Below are 26,657 nucleotides of genomic sequence, written 5' to 3' on the forward strand. Positions count from 1 at the left end.
GCGATGAGCGCCTTGCAGGACCTCGTCTCCGACGCCCCCGCCGTCGCCGCGGTGCCGAGGCAGAACATCGCGCTCGGCCGCCTCGCCGCGATCGTCGTCGTGCTGCTGCTGCTCGGCGCGCCGCTGCTGCTGACGAGCTTCATCGTCTTCCAGATCACCATGGTGCTGATCTACACCATCGCCATCCTGGGATTGAACATCCTCACCGGCGGCTCCGGGCAGTTCTCGCTCGGCCACAGCGCGTTCTATGCGCTCGGCGCCTATACGTCGGCGATCCTGATCGAGCATTTCGGCGTCAACTATGCGCTGACGCTGCCGTTGGCCGGCGTGATCTGCTTCGGCTTCGGCGTCCTGTTCGGGCTGCCAGCGCTGCGATTGAGCGGCGTCTATCTGGCGCTGGCCACCTTCGCACTCGCCACCGCGATGCCGCAGCTTTTGAAGCTCGGCATATTCGAAACATGGACCGGCGGCGTGCAGGGCCTGGTGGTGACCAAGCCCGACGCGCCGTTCGGGCTGCCGATCGGGCAGGACGTCTGGCTGTATTACCTCGCGCTCGGCATCGCGATGGCGATCTACGCATTCGCGGTCAATCTTTTGCAATCGCGCTCCGGCCGGGCGCTGATGGCGATTCGCGACAACGAGATTGCGGCTGTCGCAATGGGCGTCGACGTGGCGCTGTACAAGACGCTGGCGTTCGGCATCTCGGCCGGCATCACCGGCGTCGCCGGCGGGCTTTCCACCATCGCGGTGCAATTCGTGGCGCCCGACAGCTACACCATCCAGCTCGCGATCGCGCTGTTCCTCGGCATGGTGGTCGGCGGCGTCGGCTGGCTGCCGGGCTCGCTGGTCGGCGCCAGCTTCATCGTCTTCGTGCCCAACATCGCCGAAGGCATCTCCAAGGGATTGTCCGGTGCGGTGTTCGGCGTGATCCTGATCTTGATCATCTTCCTATTGCCGCATGGCGCGCAGCAGCTCGCTACGCTGGCGCAGCGCCACATCGATCGACTGCGACGCAAATAGCCGCCAACGAAAACGACCTGGAGGCCACATCGTGCTTGCAACCAAAGGACCGCGTCGGGCAGCGCTGGCGACCGCGCTGTTCGCTTTCGCCGCCAGCGCCGCGTTCGCGCAGCCGGCCTACGACACCGGCGCCAGCGACAGCGAGATCAGGATCGGCAACATCGTGCCGTATTCCGGCCCGGCCTCGGCCTATGGCGTGATCGGCCGGATCGAGGACGCCTATTTCAAGATGATCAACGACCACGGCGGCATCAACGGCCGCAAGATCACCTTCATCAGCTACGACGACGGCTACAGCCCGCCGAAGGCGGTGGAGCAGGCCCGCAGGCTGGTGGAGAGCGACCAGGTGCTGTTCATTGCGAGCTCGCTCGGCACCCCGTCGAATTCGGCGATCCAGAAATACATGAACGCCAAGAAGGTGCCGCAACTGTTCGTTGCCACCGGCGCCACCAAATTCGGCGACTACAAGAACTTCCCCTGGACCATCGGCTGGCAGCCGGCCTATCAGAGCGAGGGGCGGATCTACGCCGCCTATCTGTTAAAGGAAAAGCCCGACGCCAGGATCGCGGTGCTGTATCAGAACGACGATTTCGGCAAGGATTTCTTGAAGGGGCTGAAGGACGGGCTCGGCGACAAGGCCGCGCTGATCGTCGCCGAGGACAGCTACGAGGTCGCCGAGCCGACCATCGACAGCCACATCGTCAAGCTGAAGTCGAGCGGCGCCGACGCCCTGGTCTCGATCACCACGCCGAAATTCGCAGCCCAGGCCTTGAAGAAGGCCGCCGAGCTTGACTGGAAACCGATCTACTTCCAGAGCAATGTCGGCTCCTCGGTGGGCAGCGTGATGAAGCCGGCTGGCTATGCGACGGCGCAGGGCGTGCTGTCGGCGAATTACGCCAAGGACGGCACCGACCCGCAATGGGACAACGACCAGGGCATGACCAAATTCTACGGCTTCCTCGCCAAATACGCCCCCGATGCCAACAGGGCCGACGGCTCTGTGGTGTTCGGCTATGGCCACGCCCAGACCGTGGTGCAGGTGTTGAAGCAGGCCGGCGACAATCTGACCCGCGCCAACATCATGAAGCAGGCGGCAAGCCTCAAGGACTTCGCACCCGACACGCTGCTGCCCGGCGTCACCATCAACACCAGCGCCACCGATTTCCACCCGATCGAGCAGCTGCAGATGATGCGCTTTGAGGGCGAGAGGTGGCGGCTGTTCGGCCCGGTCATCAACGGCGAGATCGGCGGCTGAGCAGCGCTTCGCCGGCGCGCGGCTAATTCTTGCCGACGGTGCGGATCGGCCGGCCCTGGGTGATGAAGGCGTAGTGGCCGTTGGCGATTGAGCCGATCATCAAGGCCTCGACCACCGGCTCGGCGATCTCGCCGGCCGCGGCCCAGTCCACCACGAAATTGGCGCCGGTGCCGCCGCGCACGTCGGTGTTGGCGATGAAGGCCTCGATGGTGGAGAATGGCTTCAGCGCCACCGGCGCCTTCAGATAGCTTTCCACGAGCTTGCCCGCGGTGTCGAAATAGCCGATCCTCCGGATCACCAGCGGCCTGGTTTCCGAGGCGTTGTGGATGCTCAGCGTCACCGAGAAATCGCCGCGCAACCGGCCGTGGCTCATCGACACGCTGGAATAGGCCGGCACGTAGAACCCGCCCGACACCCCGAGCGGCTCCGCCGGCAGCGCGGTCAGCGAATCGGCGAAGCTCTGCTCGATCGGCGGCGCGCTCTGTGCTGCGCTGCGCGGCATCGGCAGCAGCGCCAGCGCGCCAAGCGCCAGCACGGCCACGCCGGCGTGCCGCATCGGCGCGCGGCGAGCGCCTGGAATTAATGCTTTGACCGACATGGCTGCGCCCTTACTGTAGGAGTCCGAGGGTCGATCAATGGCCGCCACTGCATGCACGAACTCATTCGCGATATCACCCTGTGCATCCTGTTTGCATGGATGCTCGGACTTCTGGCGCATTTCTTCCGGCAACCGCTGATCCTCGCCTATCTTATCGCCGGCTTCGTGATTGGTCCATTCGGCCTAAAGTGGGTGGAGTCGCAGCAGTCGATCGGGATCATCTCCGAGCTCGGCCTGATCTTCATGCTGTTCATGATCGGGCTGGAAATCGACCTGAAGAAGATCGTGCGCGCCGGCCCGGTGATCCTGTTCGCCGCCGGCTCGCAATTGGCGGGCGGCATGCTGCTCGGGCTGTTGCTGTTCGCAAGCATCGGCGCATCGATCGCCGGCGGCTTCGACGCGGTCTATCTCAGCGTCGCCTGCGCGCTGTCCTCCACCGTGATCATCGTCAAGCTGTTGTACGAAAAGCACGAGCTCGACACCCTGCCCGGCCGCGTCACGCTCGGCGTCTTGGTGCTGCAGGACGTGTTCGCGATCCTGTTCCTGGCGGTGCAGCCGAGCCTCGGCAATCTACAGACCGGCGTGTTTCTGCTGTCGATCGGCCGGGTCGCAGCACTGGTGGCGACCGCGCTGGCGTTGTCGCGCTATGTGCTGCCCTGGTTGTTCCACCGCATCGCGCGGACGCCTGAACTGGTGCTTCTCGGCGCGCTGGCGTGGTGCTTTCTGATCGGCGAAATCGCCGAACAATTGCAGCTGTCGCGCGAGATGGGCTCGCTGGTCGCCGGCGTCTCGCTGTCGACCTTTCCTTACGCGCTCGACGTCACCGCCAAGGTGACGACGCTGCGGGATTTCTTCATCACGCTGTTCTTCGTGGCACTCGGCATGACTATCCCGATCCCCAACCTGTCGGTGATTGGGCTTGCGCTGCTGATCGCCTTCTTCACCGTGGCGAGCCGGGTCGCGACCACCTTCCTGCCGCTCTATCTGATGAAGCAGGGGCTGCGCGCCAGCCTATTGCCGGCGATCAACCTCGCGCAGATCAGCGAGTTCTCGCTGGTGGTGATCCAGACCGGCGTCCTCGCCGGCCACATCCAGACCGCGACCGCGAGCGCGGTGTCGTTCGCCTTCGTGCTGCTGGCGGTGCTCTCCACCTTCGTCCTGGCGCGCAGCGACGCGCTCAGCCGCCGCGCCATCGCAACATTGAAGCGGCTCGGCCTGCGCGATCTCGACCACGTCCATGCTGCCGACGGCGCCGGCCCCGGCGCGGCGCGACGCATCGTGCTGCTCGGCTTCTACCGCGCCGCCAGCGCGCTGGTCGCCGAGATCGAGCGGCAGAACGTCGCGCTGCTGGAGCAGATCACCGTGGTGGATTTCAACCCGATGGTGTTCCGCACTTTGGCCGATCGCGGCGTCCACGTGATCTATGGCGACATCAGCCATGTCGACACGCTGCAGCACGCCGGCATCGGCGCCGCCGAGATCGTGATCCTCAGCGTGCCGGATGCGCTGTTGAAGGGCGCCACCAACCAACGACTGGTGCGCCACGTCCGCGCGCTCAATCCCGGCACGAAGATCGTCGCCACCGCCGACCTGTTGGCCGATGTTGGGGAACTCTACGCCGCCGGCGCCGACTACGTCACCGTGCCGCGGCTGTCCGACGCCCACGAGCTATTCTGCGTCATCGAGGCGGCCCAGCAGCAGCTGTTGGACGACAAGCGCGCCGAACTCGACGCCCGGCTCGGCGAGCGCCGCGAGGTGCTGCCGTAGCTGGTTTGGTTGCCTTGCCTGGCTTGGTTGCCCTGCCTGACTTGGCTGCCGAGGTTGACTTGGCCGCGCTCCCCGCACAGGGCCGTCATTCCGGGGCGCTAGGGCGATCGCCCGAGCGAACCCGGAATCTCGACGCGGCTGGTTTACCGCCCGTCCGCGTTGCAGATTCCGGGTTCGCGCGCAGCTGACGCTGCGCCCGCCGCGGAATGACGGTCTCATTTCGGATCGACCGTGCGCCGTCGTCATCTGATTTGGATCGAGCGCCGATCGCCATTTCGCATTGAGCGCCGACGCGTCGAAGCTGACCGGACCACATCAGTAAAATCGGTTCCGTCACGGAACTCTGGTCCGTGCGCCGACTTGTCGTGCACCGTACATATGCGGGCAACATCCGCGATCCGTTGATCGACATCGCGGAGACCTCCGAAGGAACGCCGCCATGCATCTGTCCAATGAAAGCATTCTGGTCATCGTCTTTGTCGGCATCGTCGCCGGCTGGCTGGCCGGCCTGATTGTCCGCGGCACCGGCTTCGGCCTGATCGGCGATCTGATCATCGGCGTCGGCGGCGCGCTGCTCGCCAGCCTGTTGTTTCCGCGGCTCGGCCTGCATCTCGGCACTGGCCTGGTCTCGGCGATCATCTATTCGGCGATCGGCGCGGTGCTGCTGCTGTTGATCGTGCGGCTGATCCGCGGCCGCGGCAGATTCTAGCGCGGCAGCGACAACCATCCGACGCAAAAAATGGCCGGACCGCTTGCCCGGTCCGGCCATTCGTCGCCAGGTCTGCCCCACCCGCCGCGGCGGGTCTTAATCGGCGATCGCGGCGCCCGCCGCGGTCTCATCGGCCGCGGCAGCAGCGGCCGCGACCTGATACAGCGCCGGCGTGATCTCCGGCGTCGGCCGAAATTCGATCAGAATGTCCTGCGTCAGCACCGGCGCCTCGACGCCGAGCCGGGCTTCGATCCACTGCCACAGCCCGCGGATTTCGTCCGCAGACTTGCCGGCCGGCGCGTATTCCGACACGGCGAGGCCGAGGCCGAGCGCGTCCTGATGGTCGTTGCGCATCATGATATAGGGCAGCGCCAAAACGCCCGCGGCATCCAGCGCCGCCTCGTCGGTCAGCGTGGTGGCGGCATGGGCGATGCGCTGACCGCGATACGGGGTCTGGTTCAGCACATAGGCGAACGGCCGGTCGCAGCCGCGGATCGCGGCCAAGGTCGGCGCGGTGGCCTCGATGTCGGCGACGCTCGGCCGCACCGGGATCAGGCACAGATCGGCGCAGGCCAGCGCCGCCTCGGTCAGCGCGCTGATGCCGCCGGCGGTGTCGATGATGGTCAGCGTCACACCGGCGCGGTCGAACGTCGCCAGCCGCTGCGCGACGTCATCGGCGCTGGAGAGCGCCTCGACCGCCGGCTGCGCATTGGTGCGGCGGCCGCGCCAGTTCGACAGCGTGCCCTGCGGGTCGGTCTCGATCAGCCGGACCGCATGGCCGTGCTGCATTGCGGCGAGCGCCAAGCCGATGGCGAGCGTGCTCTTGCCGCTGCCACCCTTTTGGGTGGCCAGAACGATGGTATGCATGATGTGTCCCTCTGAATTGGTGATTGCGAATACGCGACCTACGCGGCATTCCAACCAATTCTTGGCTTGGACCTTCCGGGTTCGATCTGCGGTCTTTGGCACGATCGCGCCGCCCGAATCAGCAACATCTTCAAGATGCGTCAGTATGACGATTTCGTATAGTTAGTATGACTACTTGTTAGGCGGACTACTTACCTGATCTTGGCGCTTACCAGGAGCGACGGCGACACTACGCCGCGTGTATCTGCCGTTGCGGTCAGCGCCGCAGCACGGCCGGGATACCGCCAAGGCGTCGCCAACGCAGCGCCGCCAGGGCTTTGCCGCACCCATGACTCACCACCGCGCCATCAGCTGCAGCCGGTAATAGTCGAAGTCGCGACCGCCCGCCGCCACCACGTAGCCGCCGGCATAGACGTGGGAATACAGCGCGTGGAGCTGCAGGAATTTCGAAGCGTCCCAGACCATGTCGAGCTGAGCGATTCGCGCGACGTCGAGCGAGCTGGAATTCTTCGCGGTGATCAGCGTGCCGGTCGGGCCATAGACCGAATCCGCGGCCGTGGCCTTGCGCAGCACATTCCAACTCGCCCCCAGCGTCAGCGTCGGCCCGACAAACAGCTGCAGATAGGGTTGCAGGTTGATCAGGTTGGACACCGAGACCAGCGACATTTCCGACACCACGCTGGCCGCCGGATAGGCGGCGACGAAGGTGCGGAAGCGGCCGTCGTTCAGATTGGAATCGCCGGAGGCGTAGTGGCCACGCAGCCCGAGCTTCGGCGTCACCGGCGTCGCATCGCCGAGCGCGAACGGCTTCAACCGCTGGCCGAGATCGGCGAAGCCGCCGACCGCGTCGATGCTGGCGGCGCCGAAGCTGCCGCCCTGCCTCGCCGCCTCCGCCGCCATCTCGAAGCCGTGCGCCTTCAACGCCAGCCGGAGGCCTGCGGTCCAGCGATCCTCGCTCGCGGTGCCGCGGCGATAGCTGACGCTGTCCTGCTGCTTGGCATAGCCGTAAAGGTCCAGCGTCCCCGGCAGGCCGAACGGCGACTTCAATGTGAGGTAGCCGCCGCGAAACCGCTCGGCACCGAGCGTCGCGTCGTCGAACAGCCCTTCCATGATATCCACCGGCCGCGCCGTAAAGCCGCGCAGCGTCAACGCGGCGTCGTCATATTCGGCGAGCGCGCCGTCGAACGAGCGGCGCAGATTGGTCGGGTCGCGCACCGCCAGCCAGCGCGACGGGCCGAGCCACAGCTCCTGCCGGCCGCCGCGCAGCGTCAGCCTGCCGTCGCCGGCGGGCAGGATCAGATCAAGAAAGCCGTTGCGCAGATCCGGGCTGCTGCGATCGAAGGCGCGCTGCACCGGCCGGCCGTCTTCGGCGGCGGCATCGACCTGCACGAAGGCGCGAAACAGGCTCCAGTGCAGATCGACGTGCTGGAAAATCCGCTCCTGGCTGGAAGCCCAGGCATAGCCGCTGCGGCCGAGCCCGAACAGATAGCGATCGTAGCCGTCGAGCCGATAGCGCACCTCGCCGCCGAGCGACAGCCAGGCGCCGCTCCATTCGGCGATGCGGATGTATTTGAGGCGCTCCCAGTCTGACAGCTCCTTGCCGGCGAGATAGGAGTAGTCCTCCTGCCAGCGATACAGTTTGAACGCGGTCTTGCGTTCGGTGCCCTCCGGCTCGTCCTGCGCCTTGACGGCAGCGCCGCAGAGCCACAGCAACGCCGCCAGCGCCGCGCCGGTTGTTACGATCCACTGACCGAGCTTCAAGGATTGCCGCCATTGCCGAGAGGAGGTAATCGGCAAATTGTGCGAAGTTCCGTGCGCCCGATAAAGCGCAGATTGCGCGGCGCGCGGCGATTGCGGCTATTCGACGCGCAGCGACTGGGGATACTTCTGGCCGGCGCGGCGAACTAATCATAGCTTAGTTGCGAGGAAGCGATGCAGTGCAACATAATTGGCGCGGTGATGCCACTGAAAGAGGTAGCGCGTTCCGCATGATTTGTCGCGGTGCAGCGATGGGATCACTGACCTCGTTAGACGTTCTCGACCAACTCTGAGGCTAACTATCAACGCCACGACAAGAGAGCAACGTCGCGGCGACGGCAGCGCGCTCTGCTCCCCCCTTGCGGGCAGGGCAATCGCATATGAAAGTTGGCGGTTGCTGCGAGGATCACCCTCCCCTGGAGGGGGAGGGTCGCTCGCACAGCGAGCGGGGTGGGGTGGCGAAGAATTCATCCGCCGTGCACGCTGCTCACCGCACCCCGGCGTGCACCGCGCTTCGCGCGGTCACCGCCGACCCTCCCCCTCCAGGGGAGGGTGAAGAGAGCTGCGAGGCAATGGCCTGCGAAAATCCATGTGCGATCGCCCTGCCCTTGCGGGGCGGGGAGCAGAGGCGCTGCGGTCTCTCGGAAGCGCGTGAGGAGGCGTGCGAACTTGCAACGACGACGCCAAGCACCGCCGCATCAGCACCGCCGCAGCAGCGCGTTCTTTCGCCGCAGCCCAGCCCTACTCCGCCGCGACGAATTTGCCGTCCTTGACCGTCAGCAGGATGCGGGCGCGGGCGTCGAGGCCAAAGCGGTCGGTCGCGGTGAAGTTGTAGACGCCCTGGCTGGCGGCGATCTCGCGCTCGGTGAGCAACGCGGCGCGGACCGCGTCGCGGAATTCCGCGGTGCCGGGCTTGGCCGTCTGCAGCGCCACCGGCACCACCCGCTTCAGCACTACGAACACGTCGGAGGCATAGCCGGCGAACGCGCTGCGGCTGTTCGGCCCGTACTTGCTCTCATAGGCCTCGTTCAGCATAAGCCCGGGCTTTTTGGTCGGCGCGCTGTCGGGCTGGCCTTCCGGATCCATCACCGGGCCGGACGCCATCACCACGCCGTCCGCCGCGGCGCCGGCGATGCGGATGAAATCGGCCACCGCGGCGCCGTGGGTCTGGTAGATCAGCCCCTTGTAGCCGGCGTCGCGCAAGCCGATCTGCGGCATCGCCGCGGCGGTGCCGGAAGCGCCGACCAGGATCGCGTCGGGATGGGCCACCACCAGTTTCGCCGCCTGGGCGGCGACCGACGTATCGCTGCGTGAAAACCGCTCGTCGTTGACGATACTGAAGCCGAGCGGCACGCCCTGTGCCTTCAAATCGGCGTACCACTGATCGCCATAGCCATCGGCAAAGCCGAGATAGCCGACGGTTCTGACGTGATGCGCCTTCATGTGCAGATACAGCACCTCTCCGACCAGCGGCACCGGCGGCGGCATCGCAACCGACCACTTCGCGATTTGCGGCGTAAACGGCAGCGGCGCCAGGCTGAAATGCGGAATCCCGGCCTCTTGAGCGATCGCGGCGATCGCCAGCGCCGGCGCCGTGGTCGAGGAGCCGATCAGAATGTCGGCCCGGGCCTCGCCGACGAGGCGCCGCGCGTTGGCGGTCGCGGCCGCGGCATCGCCACCATCGTCGAGCACGATGGTCTTGATCGCAAAGCCGCCGATCTGCTTCGGCACGAATTCCAGCGCGTTGCGCTCCGGAATGCCGAGCGCCGCTGCGGGTCCCGTGGTGCCGATCGAGACCCCGACGACGATGTCGCCGCTCTCCGCCCGCGCCGCGCCGGGCTGCGCCACGGCCGCCAGCAGCAATGCCACAACGCCAAGCCCGCGCATGCTCTCCCCTTGCGATCGTGATTTGTTGGGGTCGATCGAACCGGCTGGCGGCGGTTTCGTCAAGCGGCATGCGCCTGAACGGGGATGCGCTCAGCGCGCGGCGAACCGCCAATCCGCACGCTCGATCACCAGATCGATGAAGGTGCGCACCTTGGCCGACAACAGCCGCGAGGTCGGATAGACGATGTGGATCGGCAAAGGCGGCGGCTCGAATTTGCGCAGCACCACTTTCAAGCGCCCGGCGCTAAGCCCGTCGGCGGCCTGATAGGCCAGCACGCGCGTCAGCCCGCCGCCCTGCTCGGCATGCCAGATCGCGGCGTCGGCGACGTTGGTGGTGAAGCGCGGGGTGCAGGCGATGCGGATTTCGCGGCCGGCGTCATCGAAGCGCCAGTCCGGCGCCGCCGCCAGCGCGCCGAACTGGATGGTGTCGTGCTTGGCGAGCGCCGCCGGAGTCTTCGGCACACCGCGGGCCGCGAGATAGTCCGGCGACGCCACCACGATCCGCCGCATCTCGCCGACCGCGCGGGCCACCAGGCTGGAATCCGGCAGATGCCCGATCCGGATCGCGCAGTCGACGCCGTCTTCGACCAGGTTGACGACGCGATCGGTCAGCCGCAATTCGCCGGCGACCTCGGGATAGCGCTTCAGCCAGGCCGAGATCAGCGGCGTGACATGGACCCGGCCGAAGCCGACCGGCGCCGACACCACCAGCCGCCCGGCCGGCCGGGTGCGCTCAGCCTGCGCCGAATTTTCCGCCTCCTCGACGTCGGCGAGGATCCGCCGCGCCCGCTCCAGATAGCGGGCGCCGACATCGGTCAGCGTCACCGAGCGCGTGGTCCGTTGCAGCAGCCTGGCGCCGACGCGGTCTTCCAGCGCCGCGACCAGCCGCGTCACCGCCGACGGCGACAACCCGAGCTTGCGCGCCGCCGGCGCGAAACCCGTGAGGTCGGCGACCGCGACGAAGGCGGTCATGGCGTCGAGGCGGTCCATGGCAGCATTTCATATCCTGCAACAATGAAGTGTCAATGCCGCCGATTGCTGCGCGCGGCCGGCGACCCATATTGGCCCCACAGCGCACCATGACCGGGAGCACATCCGATGGGTGACACTCACAGCTATTCCAGCGACGTCGCCTTCACGCCCGCGGTGAAGGCGATCCAGACCCGCAAGGGGTCGCGCGAAGGCTATGCCAGGGTGGAGCAGCACGGCGGCTGGAAGAGCGTGGTCGATGACGACCTCGCCGGCTTCCTCGCGGCACAGACCAGCTTTTTTCTCGCCACCGCGTCGGCCGACGGCCAGCCCTATGTGCAGCATCGCGGCGGCCCCGCCGGCTTCATCCACGTGCTTGATCCGCAGACGTTGGCGTTCGCCGATTTCACCGGCAACCGGCAATACATCACCCAGGGCAATCTGTCGGAAAATCCCAAGGCGCATATTTTCCTGATCGACTACGCGCATCGCCAGCGCATCAAGATCTGGGGCGAAGCCCGCGTGGTGGAGGACGATCCGGCGCTGCTGCGGGCGCTGATGCCGCCGAGCTACCGGGCGCGGCCGGAGCAGGCGATCGTGTTCAAGATCACTGCCTGGGACAGCAATTGCCCGCAGCACATTCCGCAGAAATTCGATGCCGCCGACGTCGCCGCAGCGCTGGCTTCGCGCGACGCCCGGATCGCGGAACTCGAGGCGGCGCTGGCGGCACAACGCGCCGATGCCTGACGGCACCCGCGGCAACGACCCGCTATCCCGCGCGCGACGTTCGCGCTAAAGCGCTGGCATGACCAGCGACACCCTGCCCCCGCCCGCGGACAGCCCGTGCCAACCCTGCGGCGCCTGCTGCGGCTATTCGGAGAATTGGCCGCGCTTCACCACCGAGGACGACGCCGCGCTGGATCGCATTCCGGAGCAGTTCGTCAATGCGCGGTTGTCGGGGATGCGCTGCGACGGCCAGCGCTGCAGCGCGCTGACCGGGCAAATCGGGGTCAACACGGCGTGCGGGATCTATCAGCTGCGGCCGGAGGTGTGCCGCACCTGCCAGCCTGGCGATCCGGAATGCGCCATGGCGCGCCGGCGCTACGGCCTGCCGCCGCTCAACGCAGCCTGATCAGTCGCCCCGTCAGGCCGACGCGGCGTGGCCAAGATCGTCGTCGAGATCGTGCGCGATCTGCGGGAAGCTCGACAACGGCTTGGTCGACAGCGTGATCGGCTTGCGGTGGCCGGAATAGGCCGCCGCGGTCGGCCGGAACGCCTTGGCGTCGCGCGACAATGCGTACAGCGTCGAACCGACGCGGCCGCCGAGCTGGATCAGCTCGCGCTCCTCGCAACTCGAGGCGATCGACAGCGCCAGCGAATGCAGATGGCTGCGGCGGTAGCAGAACAGCGCCAGCATCGCCCGAACCTCGGACGAGACGCTCTCTACAAGTTGCGGAAGTCCGCTTTCGCTGGCGCGATACATCTCGCCAAGCAGATCCTCGCGGACCGGGCAGAAATCGTTCTCAAACGCTTCTCGACTGGACCACATGCGCTTTCTCCACAACCAGAGAATGCAGGGCAATTCGTTAACGAGGGGTTAACCGAACCACCTGTTACCGTTACCAGGGTCTTGAAATTCATCGACGAATCAGAGTGGCCACGGAACCGGCCGGTCACGATCATGCGATCGGCGCCAGTTCCGGCGCGTCGGCCAAGGGCGGCCGCGCCGCCTCGACGCGGTTGCGGCCGTTCATCTTAGCCCGGTAGAGCGCGTTGTCGACCCGCGCCAGCAGCACCTCCGGGACGTCGCCGAGCACGCATTCGGCGACGCCGAAACTGCAGGTCAGCCTGCCGACCTCATCGAAGCCGGTGCTGGCGATGGTGGTGCGCAGCTTCTCGGCGAACCGCACCGCGGCGTCCTCGTCGGCCCCGACCAGCAGGATGGAAAATTCCTCGCCGCCCCAGCGCGCCAGGAAATCGCTCTGCCGAACGCTGCGCGACAGGATCTTGGACAGCCGCACCAGCACCCGATCGCCCATCAGATGACCATGGACGTCGTTGACCTCCTTGAAGTGATCGACGTCGCACATCAGCAACGAGAACGGCGTCTGGTGGCGATTGAAACGCACGATCTGCGCGTCCAGCCCCTCGTTGAAAACCCGGCGGTTGAACATTCCGGTCAGCGGATCGGTGGTGGCCTGCAGCCGCAGGCCGCGCGCCAGCTCCTGCAGTTCGAGGCTTTTTTCGGCCTGGATGCTGTCGCGGATGCCGTGCTCCCGGCCGTAGAAGTAGAACAGTGCCATGATCGAGAACTGCAGCGTGATGACGATGCCGAGAAACCGGGTGGGGAAGATGCCGGTGACCGGAAACACGATCAGCAGCGACCATTCTCCCTCGCCGCCGGGCCGGCAGAGCACGTAGGCCGGCACGCCGTCGGCGGTGGTCCAGACCGACTCGACGATCTCGCGCGGCATCATGGTCTTGGCCTGCCGCCCCGGCCCCGACCGCAGATCGTGCGCCGGGCGCGGCCATAGCGTGCTGCGCAGCATCTCGGTGCGATTGGACAGCATCACCACGCCGTCGGCGTTGACGAAGTAGAACGCCTGGTCGAACGACAACAGGCTGGTTTCGAGTCGCTCCAGCGACTTCTTCAGCACCACGACGCCGATCACGCGGCCGTCGGCGCCGCGAACCGGCATGCTGGAGCCGTAGGTTCGCATTCCGGTGGTCGGATCGCGTTCGAAGCGACGGTCGGCCAGCCCGGCCATCGAGTTCTGGAAATACGCCTCGGCCGCTTCGCTCGGCAGGCCGCGATCTACCGCCTCGCGGCGATCCGAGGAGGCGATCACCGCACCGGAGGGGTCGAGCACTAGGCCGAACAGCGCACCGGCCGCCTCGACGTCGAGTTGCAGCGCCTCCAGCACCCGCTGTTCGGTTCCGGAGCCGCCGCCGCCGAGAAGCACCGGCAGCGCCGGCGAGGCGGCGAGCGATTTCACCATGGCGTCGAGCACCGCGGCCTCGCTGGCTACACGATTGACCAGCAGTTCGGCGTCGCCGCGGGCCTCCGCCTCGAGATTATGTTTGTAGCTGCTGCCAAGACGACTGGTCAGTACCCATCCGCAGGCAAGGATCACGACCATCGCGACCATCGTCCAGATGAACTGGCGGCGCAGATACGCGGTGTAGCGCGCCGAGGCCACCGTATCGACCAGCGCCTGGCTCCAGAACGCCCAGCACAGCGCGGTGAGCGCACAAGCGAGCAAACCGCGCACCAGTTGGATGGGAATGCCGGTCAGTTCGATAAAACCATCGCGATTGAGGACGTTGGCCGGCCAGAACGGCGCCGGCGAGACAATGATGCCGGCCGCCACGCCGTAGATCGCCAGCACCATCGCCAGCAGCGTCAGCAGGCGCCGGCTGACCGGCGGATGCAGCAGGGCGCGTTGCGCCACCACCAGGCTGGCGCCGATCGCGCCGACGAAACCCAGGCTGTAGCGCGCCACGGCGTTGGACGCGGACAGGCCGCCGAGCATGCCGGCGCCGACAATCAGTCCGATGATGGACAGATAGATCCAGGTGTCCGGCAGTTTGTATCCGAGCCGGATCGCGCCCCTGCGGGCGTATTCCACCAGGAACAGATACGACGCCGTCATCACCGCAAGCCGCAGCGCCTCGAACGGCGCGCTGTCGCCGAGTATCAGCGCACCGAGGTCGAGCCATTCGGCCAGCCCGTGAATCAGCGCGAACGTCCCGAACAGCCAAATATCGACGGTGCCGCCGAGCCCGCCGCGCGCGATCGCCAAACAGGCGGCGCCGAGCAGGATGAAGGCCATGCCGTAAAAGAAGAAGATGAAATCAAGCTGTGATTGCAGGAACGAGGCCATGGTCCACGCGTGTTGCGAATGCCGGCCTCCTTCGCGAACACCGCTTCGTCGAGAGGTTCCTGCCGCCCGGACAGCATAGCTACCTCGCCCCGCGATATCGTTAATTTCCGAGCGCGTACAGTTACTAGGTCGCGCCGGCTGCTGGCGCGGCGGCAGCCGGCGGCGGCGTGATTCTGACCGTCAGCGGCGCGCTGGCGATGGGAAACGGCGATGAAGATCGGCGTGCTGAGTGGCTCGCTGCCGGCGATGCTGGCTGGCGCTTGCGTGCTAGGACTCGGCGGGCGCAGGCCCATCCCGCGCCGTCACTCCGGGGCGCGAGAGCGATAGCTCGAGCGAACCCGGAATCTCGCGCCATGCCACGGCGCTGCTGCGACGGACTCGTTGCAAGATTCCGGGGTCGCGCGCAGCTGCGCTGCGCCCGCCCCGGAATGACTGGGTTTCACGCATTGACCGCGAGCCAGATCGACAGCGCAAAGCCGGTGAGATGATGCAGCGCCTGGTCGGTGCCGATCAGCCACCAGAACCATGGGTGATCGCGGGTGACGTCGAAAGTGGCGACGCAGAAGCCCTTGGCGCGGTCGATCAGGATGTGAATCGCAAAATCGATCAGCCCGATGAACCAAAATCGCGGCGCCAGGATCAGCATCAGCGCGGTGGTCAGCGCCAGATGAATCGAGCAATGCACCAACAATGGCCAGGCCCAGCCGGTCTTGCCGTCCTTGCCGATCGCCATCCAATGGGTCTGCAGGAAGAAATCCGCCACCACATGCTTGGCGGTGAGCACCAGCATCCATCCGCTCAGCGCGCCCACGGCGACCGAAGACGATAATGATGGAAACAACAAGCGAGCGCCCTTTGCTGGCTGGACACGAACGGCAGCGCAATCGACAGAGCGCATCGCGCCGCCGACCGTCCACCCCGCCGATCGCAGCACAGCACCTGCACCACGCGGACCATGCACGCGAACCCGGCAATTTATGACACTTCAAGGCGTGAAATGCACGCCCGGAGCGGGATTTTACGCCTCGCAAGGCTACCAGCGCGGGCGCGATCGCCGCACGGCCGCGGCGGAATCCATCCGAACAAAACGGTAACAAAGTAGCAGCGATCCCGCGCCCGACGTCAGCTCGCTTTGCTGCGGTCGACCACCCCGTCCGAGGCCTGCGTCCTCAGCTCCGCAATGCGGCGCTTCAGCGCCGCCTGCTGCGGGTCCCGCGTCACCGCGGCACGCGCTTCGGCAATCGCGGCGGCGAGGTCGGGCAGTTCGAGCACGCCGTCGAAGCAGGGCTTGGCGAGCTGATCGATGATCAGATTCCAGTCGGCCTGGCGCTGCCGCAGCGCCGCGCCGGTGCCGTGAATGAGGGTCGCGGTGTGCACGATCGCGGCGGCGGCCGCCGGCTGCTTGATCAGGGCGCGATCGATCATATGCAGCCAGCGCTCGACCAGCGCGCGTTCGCGGACGTAGCGCGGCGACAACAGCCGCCAGCGCCGCAGCGAGGCCTCGAGCTTCAGCCGGCGCACCCCGAACCAGCTCGCGGTGCTGAAGCGCAGTCGCACCTTGCGACGCGACAGCCCGGCCCAGCCGATCAGCTCCAGCGCCGGTTCGGCGATCACTTCCGGCAGCGTCGCCAGCAACTCGTCGAGCCGGAAGATCCTGACCTCGCTTGGCCCGGGCGGCCGTTGCAAAGCAAGCTGCGCCAGCCGGATCACGTCCTCATAGCACATCCGGATCGCCAATAGCCGCGCGATCTCGGTAAACAGCGCGTCGCCGACGCCGCGGCGGCCGATGAAGCGCCGCAGCCGGTCGAGATAGAGCTGCGCGTAGCTGGGACCCTGGTAGTCGATCAGCCGGAACACGCCGTCGCTGGCCGCGGGCCGCACCGCCTCCGGCAGGCCGTCGGGCAGGAACGGCGCGTCGCGACCGTCCTCGCCCATCCATTCGGCGAGCGTGGCGCGGATCGCCTCGATGAAGCCGGCCACCGGGCGGCCCGCGCTAGGTCGACGCCGGCGCCGCGGGCATCGACGCCGGCGCGGCAGCCGGCGGCGGCGCGGCGTACTCCGCCAGCCGCTGCTCCAGCCGGTCGATGTTCTGAAACAGCCGGGCGCTGGCGAGCCGCAGGAAGTAAAAGCCGAATTCCGGATTCTGCACGTACAATTCCTCGACCTGCCGATAGCTGACGCCGAGCACCGTGCCGCCCTCGATGCACTCCAGCGTCTGGGTCCGCTCGTTCAATGGCGACAGCATGCCGAGTTCGCCGACGATGGCGCCGACCGGCAGCTCGATGCCGGATTCCACCAGCCGGTAACGGCCGCTGACGATGTAGAACATGTCCTCGGCCTTCTCGTCTTTGTAGAACAGCACCTCGCCGGCGTCGCAGCGCCGCTCGGTCATGAACGGCTTCAGCCACTCCATCGACAGGTCGCTGTTGACCGATTTCTTGACGTCGCGCACCAGTTGCAACATCTGGTGCAGCCGGTAGCCGTTCAGCGGCAGCAGCACCGCATGCAGCAGCAGCGTCGGATAGGCGTGGCTGAAGATCGAGGTGGTGATCAGGATCACATTGGTGATAATGCCGAACACCCGCAGCGGGATCATCGTGCGCATGGTGGTGGTGGCGACGACGAAGATCGACGCGAAGAACGTACCGGCTTGCACGGCGAGATGGGGCGCATCCATGGGGCGACAGTTCCTGGCAGCGGAGTCACGGCTCCCCGGGACGGCGATCGCCGGGGCGTTGATGCTTGCGGCGACAATATAGCTGATCCGGACGAAATTGCCGCCCCGCAACTTGCGTGGCGGCGCATCGATTGTGTCGGGCGGCGTTGACGGCCGCCACCCGCGCAGGGCAGGCTCCGCCGAAAGCCAGGAGACCAAGATGTCGGATGCGACGGCAATCAACAGCCCCGAGAGCAACCAGCCGGTCGCGAGCGATCCGCCGATCGAGAGCACGCCGGTGCTGGAGATTGTCGGCGCCCGCGCCACGATCCGGCTGAACCGGCCGCGGCATCTCAACCGGCTATTGCCGGACGACCTCGACGCGCTCATGCAACTGTTCGACACAATCGAAAACGACCCCGCGCTGCGGGTGCTGGTGCTGACCGGCACCGGCCGGGCGTTTTCGGCCGGCTTCGATCTCGGCAAGGTCGCCGAACGCGCCGCCGCCGACGGCGCACAGCCGAGCGCTGGCGCCGCCTTCGAGGTGGTCGCCAACCGGCTGGAGGATCTGGCGCTGCCGACGATCTGCCGGCTCAATGGCGGGGTCTATGGCGGCTCCACCGATCTGGCGCTGGCCTGCGATTTCCGCATCGGCGCCGCGGGCTGCGAGATGTTCATGCCGGCGGCACGGCTCGGCCTGCACTACTACAAGAGCGGCATCCGCCGTTACGTGTCGCGGCTCGGCGTCGACAACGCCAAGAAGCTGTTCCTCACCGCGCAGAAGATCGACGCCCGCGAGATGCTGCGGATCGGTTATCTCACCGCGCTGGTGCCGATGCAGCGGCTCGACGCCGAGGTCGATGCGCTGGCGAGCATTCTGGCCGGCAACGCGCCTGTGGCGATGGCGGGCATGAAGCGCGCGATCAACGAATTCGCCCGCGGCGAGCTCGACGAGGCCGCCGCCGACCAGCGCGCCCGCGACAGCATGCAAGGCACCGAGATCAACGAGGGCATCGCCGCGTTCAAGGAAAAGCGCGCGCCGCGGTTTTGAGCTCTTACCTCTTACCGCGTCGTCCCTGTGCAGGCAGGGGCCCATCAACCCTGGCGTCTGGTATCTATAGCGTTTTCGAGCGAAGTGGATCCCGGTTCGCGTGAAGAAAACGCGTCAAAATAAGAATCTAGAGCTCCGGTTCTGATTCTATCAGAACCGGAATAGCTCTAGGTGCGTGAGGGCACCGCGCTTCTTCCTTCTCCCCTTGTGGGAGAAGGTGGCGCGGACGAAGTCCGCGTCGGATGAGGCGGGCCACAGAACGATAGCTACCCCTCACCCGGCAGCCTTCGGCTGCCACCCTCTCCCACAAGGGGAGAGGGAAGAAAGATCGCGCCTCACTCCCCCACGAAGGTCGCGACCTCGTCGATCGGCGCGCGGCTGGTGCGATAGGAGTTGATCTTGTGGCCGGTGTCGGCGAAGCCGAACGAGATGCCGCACACCACGCGGCGATCCTCGCCGAGGCCGAAATGCTGGCGCACCACCGCCGAATGCATCGCCAGCGCCGCCTGCGGCACGCTGGCTATGCCGAGCGCCTGCGCCGCCAGCATGAAATTACCGACATAGCCGCCGCAATCCACCGCGCCATAGACCCCGAGCGCCTCGTCGCTGGTGATGATGGCGACGTGCGGCGCGCCGAAAAACCTGAAGTTCTCCAGCATCTGCCTGGCATAGGCCGCCCGGTCGCCCCGCCGAATGCCGAGCGTGTCATAGAGCTGAAAGCCGCTCTGGCGGCGGCGCGTCTGATACACCCCGCGATATTCCCGCGGAAATTCGAAGTCGCCGCCAGCCGCCACGCCCGACGCCGCCACCGGATACAGCGCGTCGCGGAATTTCTCGGTCTCCTCGCCCGAGGTGATCACCACCTGCCAGGGCTGGCTGTTGCACCACGAGGCGGTGCGCTGCGCGGCGCCGAGAATCCGCGCGATGATCGCGCGCGGCACTTGTTCGGATTTGTAGGCGCGGCAGGAATGCCGCTGCGTCAGCAGAGATTCCAGCACGTCGATCGGGGCGGTGTCGGCGATAGTGGACGTCATGCGCAATCTCTCCAATTCCCGGCGTCATCCTGAGCTGCTCGGCCCGGCAGCGCTACGCGCTGACGGGGCGAGCCTCGAAGGATGCTGTCTTGCGAAACCCGCGACGCGACGCCGTCGCCCTTCGAGGCTCGCCGAAAACGGCGAGCACCTCAGGGTGACGGCTCGAGAGGCAAAGGTGAACTCTATAGCGTTTTCGAGCGAAAGTGGGGCCCGGTTCGCCTGAACAAAACGCGTCAAAATAACAATCTAGAGCTCCGGGTCTGATTCTATCAGAACCGGAATAGCCTCTAGCGTCCCCGCGTCGGAATCTGGTTGAACGGCACGTCCTTGTCGACCCGGATGTCGCCGGGCAGACCGAGCACGCGCTCGGCGATGATGTTGCGCATGATCTCGTCGGTGCCGCCTTCGACGCGGGTACCGGGCGCGCGCAGCAGCATCGCCTGGAATTTGCCGGCGGCCTCGGCCTCCGGCCCCGACAGCACGCCGGCGGCGCCCTGCAGCTCCAGCGCATACATCGCCACCTCCTGGATCATCGAGGCCGCCACCAATTTGCCGATCGAATTCTCCGGCCCCGGCCGCTCGCCCTTGGACAACGCCGAGATCGCGCGCAGGCTGGTGTATTTCAGACCGGAGGCCTTCACCGCCCAATTCGCCAGCTTGGAGCGCACCGCGCGGTCGTCGAGCGCCGGGCCATCCTGCAACATCAGGTTGCTGCAATAATCGAACAGTTCCGGAACGCCGGTGGTGATCTGCGCGCCGATCGACAGGCGTTCGTTCATCAGCGTGGTCAGCGACACGTTCCAGCCGTCGTTGACGGCGCCGAGCCGCTGCGCGTCGGGGATCCGCACGTCGGTGAAATACACCTCGTTGAATTCCGACTGGCCGTTGGCCTGCTTGATCGGCCGGATCTCGACGCCCTGGCTCTTCATGTCGAGGAAGAACATGGTGAGCCCCTTGTGCTTCGGCACATTGGGATCGGTGCGGGTGATCAGGATGCCGTAGTCCGAATAATGCGCGCCCGACGTCCAGATCTTCTGGCCGTTGACGATCCAGTCGGAGCCGTCGCGCTCGGCGCGGGTGCGCAGGCCGGCGACGTCGGAGCCGCCGGACGGTTCGGAAAACAACTGGCACCAGATCTGTTCGCCCGACGCCAATGGCGGCAGGTAGCGCCGCTTCTGCTCTTCCGAGGCGTAGGCCATCAGCGTCGGTCCGCACATGCCGTGGCCGATGATGAACAGGAAGCTGAGCTTGCCGAACGCGCCCTCCTCCTGCTGCCAGATCACCCGCTCGATCGGCGAGGCGCCGCGGCCGCCATATTCCTTCGGCCAGTGCAGGCAGGCCCAGCCGGCGTCGGCCTTTTTCTTCTGCCAGGCCTTGGCGACTTCGAGCGCATCGGCGCCGTCGAGCGCGAGGCGGCCGAGCGAGGATTTGCGCAACGCCTCCTCATATTGTTTCGGCGCGTTGCCGGCGATCCAGGCTTTCGCCTCAGCGCGAAACGCGGCTTCTTGCGGGGTGTCGTCGAAGTTCATGGCACGGCCCTTCTCTGGCGCTGTCTTCGTTCCTCTCATTGACGAGCACGCCGTGGCGCACAGGCGCTCAACGCGTCATTGCGAGGAGCTCTTGCGACGAAGCAATCCAGGCGCCTGCGTGATGCCCCTGGATTGCTTCGCTCTTCGTTCGGCGCTGCGCGCCGCCCTCGGCTCGCAATGACGAAAATCCCTGACTCTACTCACTGCGCTTTCAGACAGCCTCTCAGGATGAGGGCTACGCCGCGTTCCGCTGCCGCATCCGCTCGATCAACTGGTCCTCCCAATAGGACAGGCTGCCCAGCGACAGCGCCAGCGCGTTGGCGCGGCGATAGTACAGATGGCAGTCGAACTCCCAGCTAAATCCCATGCCGCCATGCACCTGGATGTTGTTCTTGGCGCAAAGCTGATAGGCCTGCGTGGTGCTGATCCGCGCCGATGCCGCCGCCTCCGGCAATTCCGCGGCGTCGGTAGAGAGCGCCCAGGCGCCGTAGTAACAGTTCGAGCGAGCCAAAGTGGCCGCGACATACATGTCGGCCAGCATGTGCTTGATCGCCTGGAACGAGCCGATTGGGCGGCCGAAGGCGATGCGGTCGAGCGCGTAGTCGCGGCCCATTTCCAGCGCGCGGTCGGCGCCGCCGACCTGCTCGAAGCCGATCAGCACCGCGGCGCGGTCGAGCAGCCGGGTGACGAGGCTCCAGCCTTCGCCGGCAGCACCGAGCGGCTCGGCGGCGGCGTTGCTGAAGGTGATCTCGGCCTGGCCGCGCGACGGATCGAGATTGGCGAGCTCGCGGGTCTCAACGCCGTCGGCGGAGAGATCGACCAGATACAGCGCGATATCGCTGTCGCGGCCGGTCGAGGCGGTGCGCGCGGCGACGATGGCGACATGCGCGATGGTGCCATCCGGCACCGGCGACTTGGTGCCGGTCAGCGCGTCGCCGCTGGCGCTGAGTCTGATCGCCGCCGGCTGCGGCTGGCCGCGGCCCTCGAACAGCGCCAGCGTGCCGATCGCCTCGCCCGACGCGATCCGCGGCAGCCATTTCTGCTTCTGCGCCTCGGAGCCGGCGATCAGCAGCGCTTCGGCGGCGAGATACACGGTCGAGGAGAACGGCAGCGGCGCCAGCGCGCGGCCGACCTCTTCGGCCAGCACGCAGAGTTCGAGCTGGCCTGCGCCGGCGCCGCCATAGGCTTCCGGAATCGCCACGCCGAGGAAGCCCAGCTCGGCAAAGCCCTGCCACAGCGCGCGGTCGTAGGGCGCGTGGCCTTCGAGCACCGCGCGCACCGCCTGCGGTGGGCATTTTTCGGCGAGAAACCGCCGCGCCTGTTCGCGCAATTGTTTCTGTTCGTCGGAGAAATCGAAGTTCATGGCGTTGCCCCCATGTTGACCGCGCGCAAGGCGCGGGCGCGTCGTCTCCGGAATCGATCAGGCGCTTAGCGCGGCGCCATGCGGATCGCGCCGTCGAGCCTGATGGTCTCGCCGTTCAGCATCGGGTTCTCGACGATATGCACGGCGAGTGCGGCGTATTCGGACGGATCGCCGAGCCGCGCCGGATGCGGCACCTGGGTGCCGAGGCTCTTCTGCGCGTCCTCCGGCAGTCCCTGCAACAGCGGCGTCAGGAACAGGCCGGGGGCGATGGTCATGACGCGGATGTTTAGCGACGCAAGATCGCGCGCCACCGGCAGCGTCAGGCCGACGATGCCGCCCTTGGAGGCGGAATACGCCGCCTGGCCGATCTGGCCGTCGAACGCCGCCACACTCGCGGTGTTGATGATCACGCCGCGCTCCTCGCCGATCGGCGGCGCGCTCTGCATCCGCTCGGCGACCAGCCGAATGCAGTTGAACGAGCCGATCAGATTGACCTTGATGATGCGGCTGAACTGATCAAGCGGATAGGCGCCGGTCTTGCCGACGGTCTTCACCGCGCCGCCGATCCCGGCGCAATTCACCAACACCCGGATCACGCCATGCGCGACTTCGGCTTTGGCGATGGCATCCTTCACCGGCGCTTCTTCCGAGACGTCGCCTTCGCAGGCGATCCCGCCGATCTCGGCAGCCACCTTCGCCGCATTGTCCTTGTTCATGTCGAGCACCGCGACGCGGGCGCCCTTGCCGGCAAACGCCCGCGCGGTCGCGGCCCCCAGTCCAGAGCCGCCGCCGGTGATCAGCACCGAGACGTCTTTCAACTGCATCGTCATGATCCTTTCCTGGCCCGTGCTTCGGCATTGCGAGGGCGGCGCGCTGCGCCAGCCGGACAGATGCAATCCACCGGCCTGCTGCGAAACCCTGATGCTTCGCCGCTCCTCGCCATGATGCCCTCAAACGCTGATCGCGTGTGCGGCAACCTTGGAGAAAGGAAGTCCTTGGGCGTTTCCAAATCGGTCGTTATTGTTCGTTGCGTTTCGTCCGTCCTTGGGCGCGTCCTGATCTGATGCCGGGATCGCGCGTCGCTGCTTGTCGCAGTCTCATTCGCGTCGGCTGAAACTCTGCTTCAGCGTCTGCTTTGAAGTCTGCTTTGAAGTCTCCCTGGGTCCTTGGGCGTTTCCGTGTTTCTTGTTGGTCTTGGTGTGGCGAAGTCCTTGGGCGCTCCCCCGATCTGTGTCGCGGTCAGCGCGTGAAGAAAGTCCTTGGGCGTTTCCGATGGTGGTGTTGCTGGTGGGGCAGTCTTGTTGTTGGTGGTGGGGCAGTCTTGTTTTTGTTATCGCCGAGTCTTGCTGCTCGATTGATTTCCTTATGGTGTCCTTGGGCGTTTCCGCAGTTTCTTGTTGTTCAACCTGTCCTTGGACGCTTCTTTTTTGAACTCGTTTGAAGTCTGTCCTTGGGCGTTTCCTGAGCGGTTTTGATTGAAGTGGGGGGTGTCGTTGAAGTGGGTGTTGGGCGTTTCTTCTTGGTGTTGAACCTGTTGTCTGTTGAACCTGGTGTCGTCGTACTCAGCGCTAGCTGATCGCGGGGCCCCGCCCCGGCCGTAGCAGGCCGTCGAGGATCAGCGTCTCCATATGCGCGATGTAGTCGCGGCAGACCTGATCGGTCACCGGACCGACGCCGATCGCGCGCGTCATCGAATGCCGGCCGAAGAAGAGGTGATCGCAGGCGCCGACCAGGCTGGTGTAGAACAGCACCGGATCCATCGGCCGGAATTCGCCGGCGGCGACGCCCTGCGCCAGCAGCCGGCGCTGAAAGTCGAGCAGCGGGCCGACGAAGAACTTCGACACTTCGTCGGCGGCCTCCGGGCCGCTTTCGTGCAGCATGTGGTGGATCAGCCGGTTCATGTAGGGAAACTGGTGATAGGCGCGGATCATGCCGGCGATGTGCAGCCGCATCTTGGTGGTCGGCGAGATCGGCTGCGCCAAAAGATATTCCAGATTGGCCATCTCGGTGGCGGCGTCGCGCTCCAGGAGCGCCAGCAGCAGGCCGTCCTTGTTGCCGAAATGATATTTCACCAGGGCTGCGTTGAAGCCGGACTTCACCGCGATGTCGTGCAGCGAAACGTCGATGGAATTGCGCTCGGTCATCAATTCGCCGGCCGCCACCAACAGCCGATCGGCGGTGGTGTTCTTGCCCGCCGGAAACCGATGCGAAACGCTGGTACTGAGGTGCGGCATTCCAATTCCAAATCGACAACGTGATGTGCACATAACCCGAAGCGGCGCCGAAGCTCAAGCGTTTAATTGACTGATTGACTAAATGCTAATTGGGCCATTAAATCCGCCCAACATCCCGGCAACACGCAACAAACCAGTGCCAGCCGGCCGGCGGATCGCCGTTGCGAATCGAGACAAGCGCAAGGCCGGCAGCGGGCGCAACCACCGGCACGGCAAGATTGCAAAAGCAAACGCCCCATCGCGAAGGGCGAACAGGGAGCAGGCATTGCCAACGAGCGGGGCCAATCCGCCGTCTCCAGGGAGGAACGCCGATGACCCATCCGTCGATCCATGCGCAATCGCAGCCCGACAAGATCGCCTACCAGATGGCCGGTTCGGGCGCGTCGATCACCTACCGCCAGCTCGATGAACGCTCCAACCAGGGCGCGCAGCTGTTTCGGTCGCTCGGCCTCAAGGCCCGCGACCACATCGCGCTGCTGCTGGAGAACCGGCTGGAATTCATGGAGATCTGCTGGGCGGCGCAGCGCTGCGGCCTGTACTACACCGCGATCAGCCGCTATCTGACGCCGGACGAGATCGGCTACATCGTCAGGGATTGCGGCGCCCGTATCGTCATCACCTCGGCGATGGGCACCGACACGCTGGCCCCATTGCTCGGCGAATTGCCGGGCGTTTTATTTTTCAGCGTCGACGACGCTGAGCCGGGCTTCCGCGGCTGGCGCGAAGCGCGGGCGGCGCAGCCCACGACGCCGATCGCCGACCAGATCGCCGGCCATGACATGCTGTATTCGTCGGGCACCACCGGGCGGCCGAAAGGCATCAAGCGCGCCTTCGAGAACGCCCCGATCGAGCAGCCCAATCCGTTCCTCAGAATTCTCTGCGCCGGGATGTGCGGCATGTCCGCCGACAGCATCTATCTGTCGCCGGCACCGCTGTATCACGCGGCTCCCTTGCGCTTCAACATGATGGCGATCACGCTCGGCGGCACCTCGATCATCATGGAGACGTTCGAGCCCGAGCAATTTCTGGCGCTGGTGCAGAAGCACAAGGTCACGCAGTCGCAACTGGTGCCGACCATGTTCGTGCGGATGCTGAAGCTGCCGGAAGAAGTGCGCGCGCGCTACGACGTCTCCTCGCTGAAGGGCGCGATCCATGCCGCCGCACCCTGCCCGGTCGACGTCAAGGCCAGGATGATCGACTGGTGGGGCCCGATCCTGATCGAGTATTACGCGGGCTCCGAGGGCAACGGCGTCACGGTGTCGAATTCGCAGCAATGGCTCGGCCATCGCGGCACCGTCGGCCGCTCGGTGGTCGGCCAGATCAAGATCGTGGACGACAACGACGAAGAATTGCCGGCCGGCGAGATCGGCAGCGTGTATTTCGCCGGCGCGCCGACGTTTTGCTATCACAACGATCCGGAGAAGACGCAGCGCGCCTTCAACGCCCGCGGCTGGTCGACGCTCGGCGACGTCGGCTATCTCGACGCCGAGGGCTTTCTCTATCTCACCGACCGCAAGAGCTACATGATCATTTCCGGCGGCGTGAACATCTATCCGCAGGAGACCGAGGACGTGCTGTTGACTCACCCCGACATCGCCGACGTCGCGGTGTTCGGCGTGCCCAACGAGGAGATGGGCGAAGAGGTCAAGGCGGTGGTGCAGCCGCGCGACATGGCGCTCGCCGGCCCGGCCTTCGCCGCCGAGCTGATCGCCTATTGCCGGCAGAAACTGTCGCCGATCAAATGCCCGAAGAGCATCGACTTCGAGGCCGAATTGCCGCGCACCCCGACCGGCAAGCTGGTGAAACGCCACCTCAAGGACCGCTATTGGCCGAAGCAGCAGAGCGCGGCGTAGGGGTTCCGCCTGCCCCGGACCGCGCGCTGCGCGACGTTTTGCGCGGCACTTTTGTGCTGCGTTTCTGCGGCCTCTCCACAACGCGCCGTCATCCTTGTAACTTAAATTCTGCTGGGCGAGGCGGTAGGCTGTCTCGCGCGGTGGCGGACGAGAGACCGGGTCATCCGAGGGCTTTGAAGCCCGAACCTCAGCTTGGGCCTTCGTCCGTCGTTCCATCGAACCC

Annotated in this window: 23 protein-coding genes; 8 read left to right on the forward strand and 15 right to left on the reverse strand. The window is 66.0% G+C overall.

Going from position 1 to position 26,657, the window contains the following annotated elements:
• The first annotated feature begins 3 nt into the window (after positions 1–3).
• Together VGC77_RS07440 and VGC77_RS07445 are read left to right on the forward strand one after the other, a co-directional pair.
• Positions 4–1,020, forward strand: coding sequence for a branched-chain amino acid ABC transporter permease (locus VGC77_RS07440; protein ID WP_331170936.1), 1,017 nt, complete (start codon positions 4–6; stop codon positions 1,018–1,020).
• Between the two features lie 64 nt (positions 1,021–1,084).
• A complete protein-coding gene (locus VGC77_RS07445) occupies positions 1,085–2,275 on the forward strand; it encodes an ABC transporter substrate-binding protein (protein ID WP_331170956.1) in 1,191 nt (396 codons plus the stop codon).
• Positions 2,276–2,297: 22 nt separating this feature from the next.
• Here VGC77_RS07445 and VGC77_RS07450 read toward each other — a convergent pair whose 3' ends face one another.
• Entirely contained in the window at positions 2,298–2,873 is a 576-nt protein-coding gene (locus tag VGC77_RS07450) for a DUF3124 domain-containing protein (protein WP_414709621.1), read from the reverse strand.
• A gap of 51 nt (positions 2,874–2,924) precedes the next feature.
• Between VGC77_RS07450 and VGC77_RS07455 the strand changes: the two genes are divergently transcribed.
• Both VGC77_RS07455 and VGC77_RS07460 read left to right on the forward strand, forming a co-directional pair.
• The gene (locus VGC77_RS07455) at positions 2,925–4,640 is read left to right on the forward strand and encodes a cation:proton antiporter (protein ID WP_331170937.1); all 1,716 of its coding nucleotides are present in this window, start codon (positions 2,925–2,927) and stop codon (positions 4,638–4,640) included.
• A gap of 439 nt (positions 4,641–5,079) precedes the next feature.
• A complete protein-coding gene (locus tag VGC77_RS07460) occupies positions 5,080–5,349 on the forward strand; it encodes a GlsB/YeaQ/YmgE family stress response membrane protein (protein ID WP_331170938.1) in 270 nt (89 codons plus the stop codon).
• Between the two features lie 96 nt (positions 5,350–5,445).
• On the opposite strand, the gene VGC77_RS07465 is transcribed toward VGC77_RS07460, so the two are convergent.
• The 4 genes from VGC77_RS07465 to VGC77_RS07480 all read right to left on the reverse strand — a co-directional run bounded on the left by VGC77_RS07465 (position 5,446) and on the right by VGC77_RS07480 (position 10,851).
• The gene (locus VGC77_RS07465) at positions 5,446–6,216 is read right to left on the reverse strand and encodes a ParA family protein (protein WP_331170939.1); all 771 of its coding nucleotides are present in this window, start codon (positions 6,214–6,216) and stop codon (positions 5,446–5,448) included.
• A gap of 333 nt (positions 6,217–6,549) precedes the next feature.
• The gene (locus tag VGC77_RS07470; RefSeq protein WP_331170940.1) at positions 6,550–7,977 is read right to left on the reverse strand and encodes an alginate export family protein; all 1,428 of its coding nucleotides are present in this window, start codon (positions 7,975–7,977) and stop codon (positions 6,550–6,552) included.
• Between the two features lie 738 nt (positions 7,978–8,715).
• Positions 8,716–9,861, reverse strand: a complete 1,146-nt coding sequence (locus VGC77_RS07475; protein ID WP_331170941.1) for an ABC transporter substrate-binding protein — start codon at positions 9,859–9,861, stop codon at positions 8,716–8,718.
• A 90-nt stretch (positions 9,862–9,951) separates the two neighbouring features.
• Complete coding sequence (locus VGC77_RS07480; RefSeq protein ID WP_331170942.1) at positions 9,952–10,851, reverse strand: LysR family transcriptional regulator; 900 nt, start codon at positions 10,849–10,851, stop codon at positions 9,952–9,954.
• Positions 10,852–10,959: 108 nt separating this feature from the next.
• Between VGC77_RS07480 and VGC77_RS07485 the strand changes: the two genes are divergently transcribed.
• Positions 10,960–11,577: a pyridoxamine 5'-phosphate oxidase family protein gene (locus tag VGC77_RS07485; protein WP_331170943.1), complete on the forward strand. Its 618-nt coding sequence runs from the start codon at positions 10,960–10,962 to the stop codon at positions 11,575–11,577.
• 58 nt (positions 11,578–11,635) lie between these two features.
• Complete coding sequence (locus VGC77_RS07490; RefSeq protein ID WP_331170944.1) at positions 11,636–11,962, forward strand: YkgJ family cysteine cluster protein; 327 nt, start codon at positions 11,636–11,638, stop codon at positions 11,960–11,962.
• A 12-nt stretch (positions 11,963–11,974) separates the two neighbouring features.
• Here VGC77_RS07490 and VGC77_RS07495 read toward each other — a convergent pair whose 3' ends face one another.
• The 5 genes from VGC77_RS07495 to VGC77_RS07515 form a co-directional block, all read right to left on the reverse strand.
• Positions 11,975–12,379, reverse strand: coding sequence for a hypothetical protein (locus VGC77_RS07495; protein WP_331170945.1), 405 nt, complete (start codon positions 12,377–12,379; stop codon positions 11,975–11,977).
• A gap of 130 nt (positions 12,380–12,509) precedes the next feature.
• Entirely contained in the window at positions 12,510–14,714 is a 2,205-nt protein-coding gene (locus VGC77_RS07500; RefSeq protein WP_331170946.1) for a diguanylate cyclase, read from the reverse strand.
• 439 nt (positions 14,715–15,153) lie between these two features.
• Positions 15,154–15,558: a DUF3307 domain-containing protein gene (locus VGC77_RS07505; protein WP_331170947.1), complete on the reverse strand. Its 405-nt coding sequence runs from the start codon at positions 15,556–15,558 to the stop codon at positions 15,154–15,156.
• Between the two features lie 278 nt (positions 15,559–15,836).
• A complete protein-coding gene (locus VGC77_RS07510) occupies positions 15,837–16,694 on the reverse strand; it encodes a DUF6537 domain-containing protein (RefSeq protein WP_331170948.1) in 858 nt (285 codons plus the stop codon).
• 13 nt (positions 16,695–16,707) lie between these two features.
• Complete coding sequence (locus VGC77_RS07515; RefSeq protein ID WP_331170949.1) at positions 16,708–17,391, reverse strand: cyclic nucleotide-binding domain-containing protein; 684 nt, start codon at positions 17,389–17,391, stop codon at positions 16,708–16,710.
• Between the two features lie 199 nt (positions 17,392–17,590).
• On the opposite strand from VGC77_RS07515, the gene VGC77_RS07520 reads away from it, so the two are divergent.
• A complete protein-coding gene (locus VGC77_RS07520; RefSeq protein ID WP_331170950.1) occupies positions 17,591–18,421 on the forward strand; it encodes an enoyl-CoA hydratase/isomerase family protein in 831 nt (276 codons plus the stop codon).
• Positions 18,422–18,756: 335 nt separating this feature from the next.
• Here VGC77_RS07520 and VGC77_RS07525 read toward each other — a convergent pair whose 3' ends face one another.
• From VGC77_RS07525 to VGC77_RS07545, 5 genes are all read right to left on the reverse strand, one after another.
• Positions 18,757–19,455 (reverse strand): nitroreductase, encoded by a 699-nt coding sequence (locus VGC77_RS07525; protein ID WP_331170951.1) that lies wholly within the window; start codon positions 19,453–19,455, stop codon positions 18,757–18,759.
• Positions 19,456–19,742: 287 nt separating this feature from the next.
• Positions 19,743–20,984 (reverse strand): acyl-CoA dehydrogenase, encoded by a 1,242-nt coding sequence (locus VGC77_RS07530; protein ID WP_331170952.1) that lies wholly within the window; start codon positions 20,982–20,984, stop codon positions 19,743–19,745.
• 235 nt (positions 20,985–21,219) lie between these two features.
• On the reverse strand, positions 21,220–22,347 hold the full coding sequence (locus VGC77_RS07535; RefSeq protein ID WP_331170953.1) for an acyl-CoA dehydrogenase family protein: 1,128 nt from the start codon (positions 22,345–22,347) through the stop codon (positions 21,220–21,222).
• Positions 22,348–22,412: 65 nt separating this feature from the next.
• Positions 22,413–23,171 (reverse strand): 3-hydroxyacyl-CoA dehydrogenase, encoded by a 759-nt coding sequence (locus VGC77_RS07540; RefSeq protein ID WP_331170958.1) that lies wholly within the window; start codon positions 23,169–23,171, stop codon positions 22,413–22,415.
• A 744-nt stretch (positions 23,172–23,915) separates the two neighbouring features.
• On the reverse strand, positions 23,916–24,581 hold the full coding sequence (locus tag VGC77_RS07545) for a TetR family transcriptional regulator (RefSeq protein ID WP_331170954.1): 666 nt from the start codon (positions 24,579–24,581) through the stop codon (positions 23,916–23,918).
• 311 nt (positions 24,582–24,892) lie between these two features.
• Here VGC77_RS07545 and VGC77_RS07550 point away from each other — a divergent pair, with 311 nt between their 5' ends.
• Entirely contained in the window at positions 24,893–26,434 is a 1,542-nt protein-coding gene (locus VGC77_RS07550) for an acyl-CoA synthetase (RefSeq protein WP_331170955.1), read from the forward strand.
• The last annotated feature ends 223 nt before the right edge of the window (positions 26,435–26,657 follow it).

Source organism: Rhodopseudomonas sp., assembly GCF_036404135.1.
In the GTDB taxonomy this organism is placed as follows: Bacteria; Pseudomonadota; Alphaproteobacteria; order Rhizobiales; family Xanthobacteraceae; genus Rhodopseudomonas_A.

Bases quoted from the DNA above. Each gene is read 5' to 3' on its own strand.
- VGC77_RS07515 (WP_331170949.1), bottom strand. From the start codon at position 17,391: ATGGATGCGCCCCATCTCGCCGTGCAAGCCGGTACGTTCTTCGCGTCG.
- VGC77_RS07535 (WP_331170953.1), bottom strand. From the start codon at position 22,347: ATGAACTTCGATTTCTCCGACGAACAGAAACAATTGCGCGAACAGGCG.
- VGC77_RS07455 (WP_331170937.1), top strand. From the start codon at position 2,925: ATGCACGAACTCATTCGCGATATCACCCTGTGCATCCTGTTTGCATGG.
- VGC77_RS07545 (WP_331170954.1), bottom strand. From the start codon at position 24,581: ATGCCGCACCTCAGTACCAGCGTTTCGCATCGGTTTCCGGCGGGCAAG.
- VGC77_RS07485 (WP_331170943.1), top strand. From the start codon at position 10,960: ATGGGTGACACTCACAGCTATTCCAGCGACGTCGCCTTCACGCCCGCG.
- VGC77_RS07530 (WP_331170952.1), bottom strand. From the start codon at position 20,984: ATGAACTTCGACGACACCCCGCAAGAAGCCGCGTTTCGCGCTGAGGCG.
- VGC77_RS07460 (WP_331170938.1), top strand. From the start codon at position 5,080: ATGCATCTGTCCAATGAAAGCATTCTGGTCATCGTCTTTGTCGGCATC.
- VGC77_RS07475 (WP_331170941.1), bottom strand. From the start codon at position 9,861: ATGCGCGGGCTTGGCGTTGTGGCATTGCTGCTGGCGGCCGTGGCGCAG.
- VGC77_RS07490 (WP_331170944.1), top strand. From the start codon at position 11,636: ATGACCAGCGACACCCTGCCCCCGCCCGCGGACAGCCCGTGCCAACCC.
- VGC77_RS07525 (WP_331170951.1), bottom strand. From the start codon at position 19,455: ATGACGTCCACTATCGCCGACACCGCCCCGATCGACGTGCTGGAATCT.
- VGC77_RS07465 (WP_331170939.1), bottom strand. From the start codon at position 6,216: ATGCATACCATCGTTCTGGCCACCCAAAAGGGTGGCAGCGGCAAGAGC.
- VGC77_RS07550 (WP_331170955.1), top strand. From the start codon at position 24,893: ATGACCCATCCGTCGATCCATGCGCAATCGCAGCCCGACAAGATCGCC.
- VGC77_RS07480 (WP_331170942.1), bottom strand. From the start codon at position 10,851: ATGGACCGCCTCGACGCCATGACCGCCTTCGTCGCGGTCGCCGACCTC.
- VGC77_RS07520 (WP_331170950.1), top strand. From the start codon at position 17,591: ATGTCGGATGCGACGGCAATCAACAGCCCCGAGAGCAACCAGCCGGTC.
- VGC77_RS07495 (WP_331170945.1), bottom strand. From the start codon at position 12,379: ATGTGGTCCAGTCGAGAAGCGTTTGAGAACGATTTCTGCCCGGTCCGC.
- VGC77_RS07500 (WP_331170946.1), bottom strand. From the start codon at position 14,714: ATGGCCTCGTTCCTGCAATCACAGCTTGATTTCATCTTCTTCTTTTAC.
- VGC77_RS07440 (WP_331170936.1), top strand. From the start codon at position 4: ATGAGCGCCTTGCAGGACCTCGTCTCCGACGCCCCCGCCGTCGCCGCG.
- VGC77_RS07540 (WP_331170958.1), bottom strand. From the start codon at position 23,171: ATGCAGTTGAAAGACGTCTCGGTGCTGATCACCGGCGGCGGCTCTGGA.
- VGC77_RS07450 (WP_414709621.1), bottom strand. From the start codon at position 2,873: ATGTCGGTCAAAGCATTAATTCCAGGCGCTCGCCGCGCGCCGATGCGG.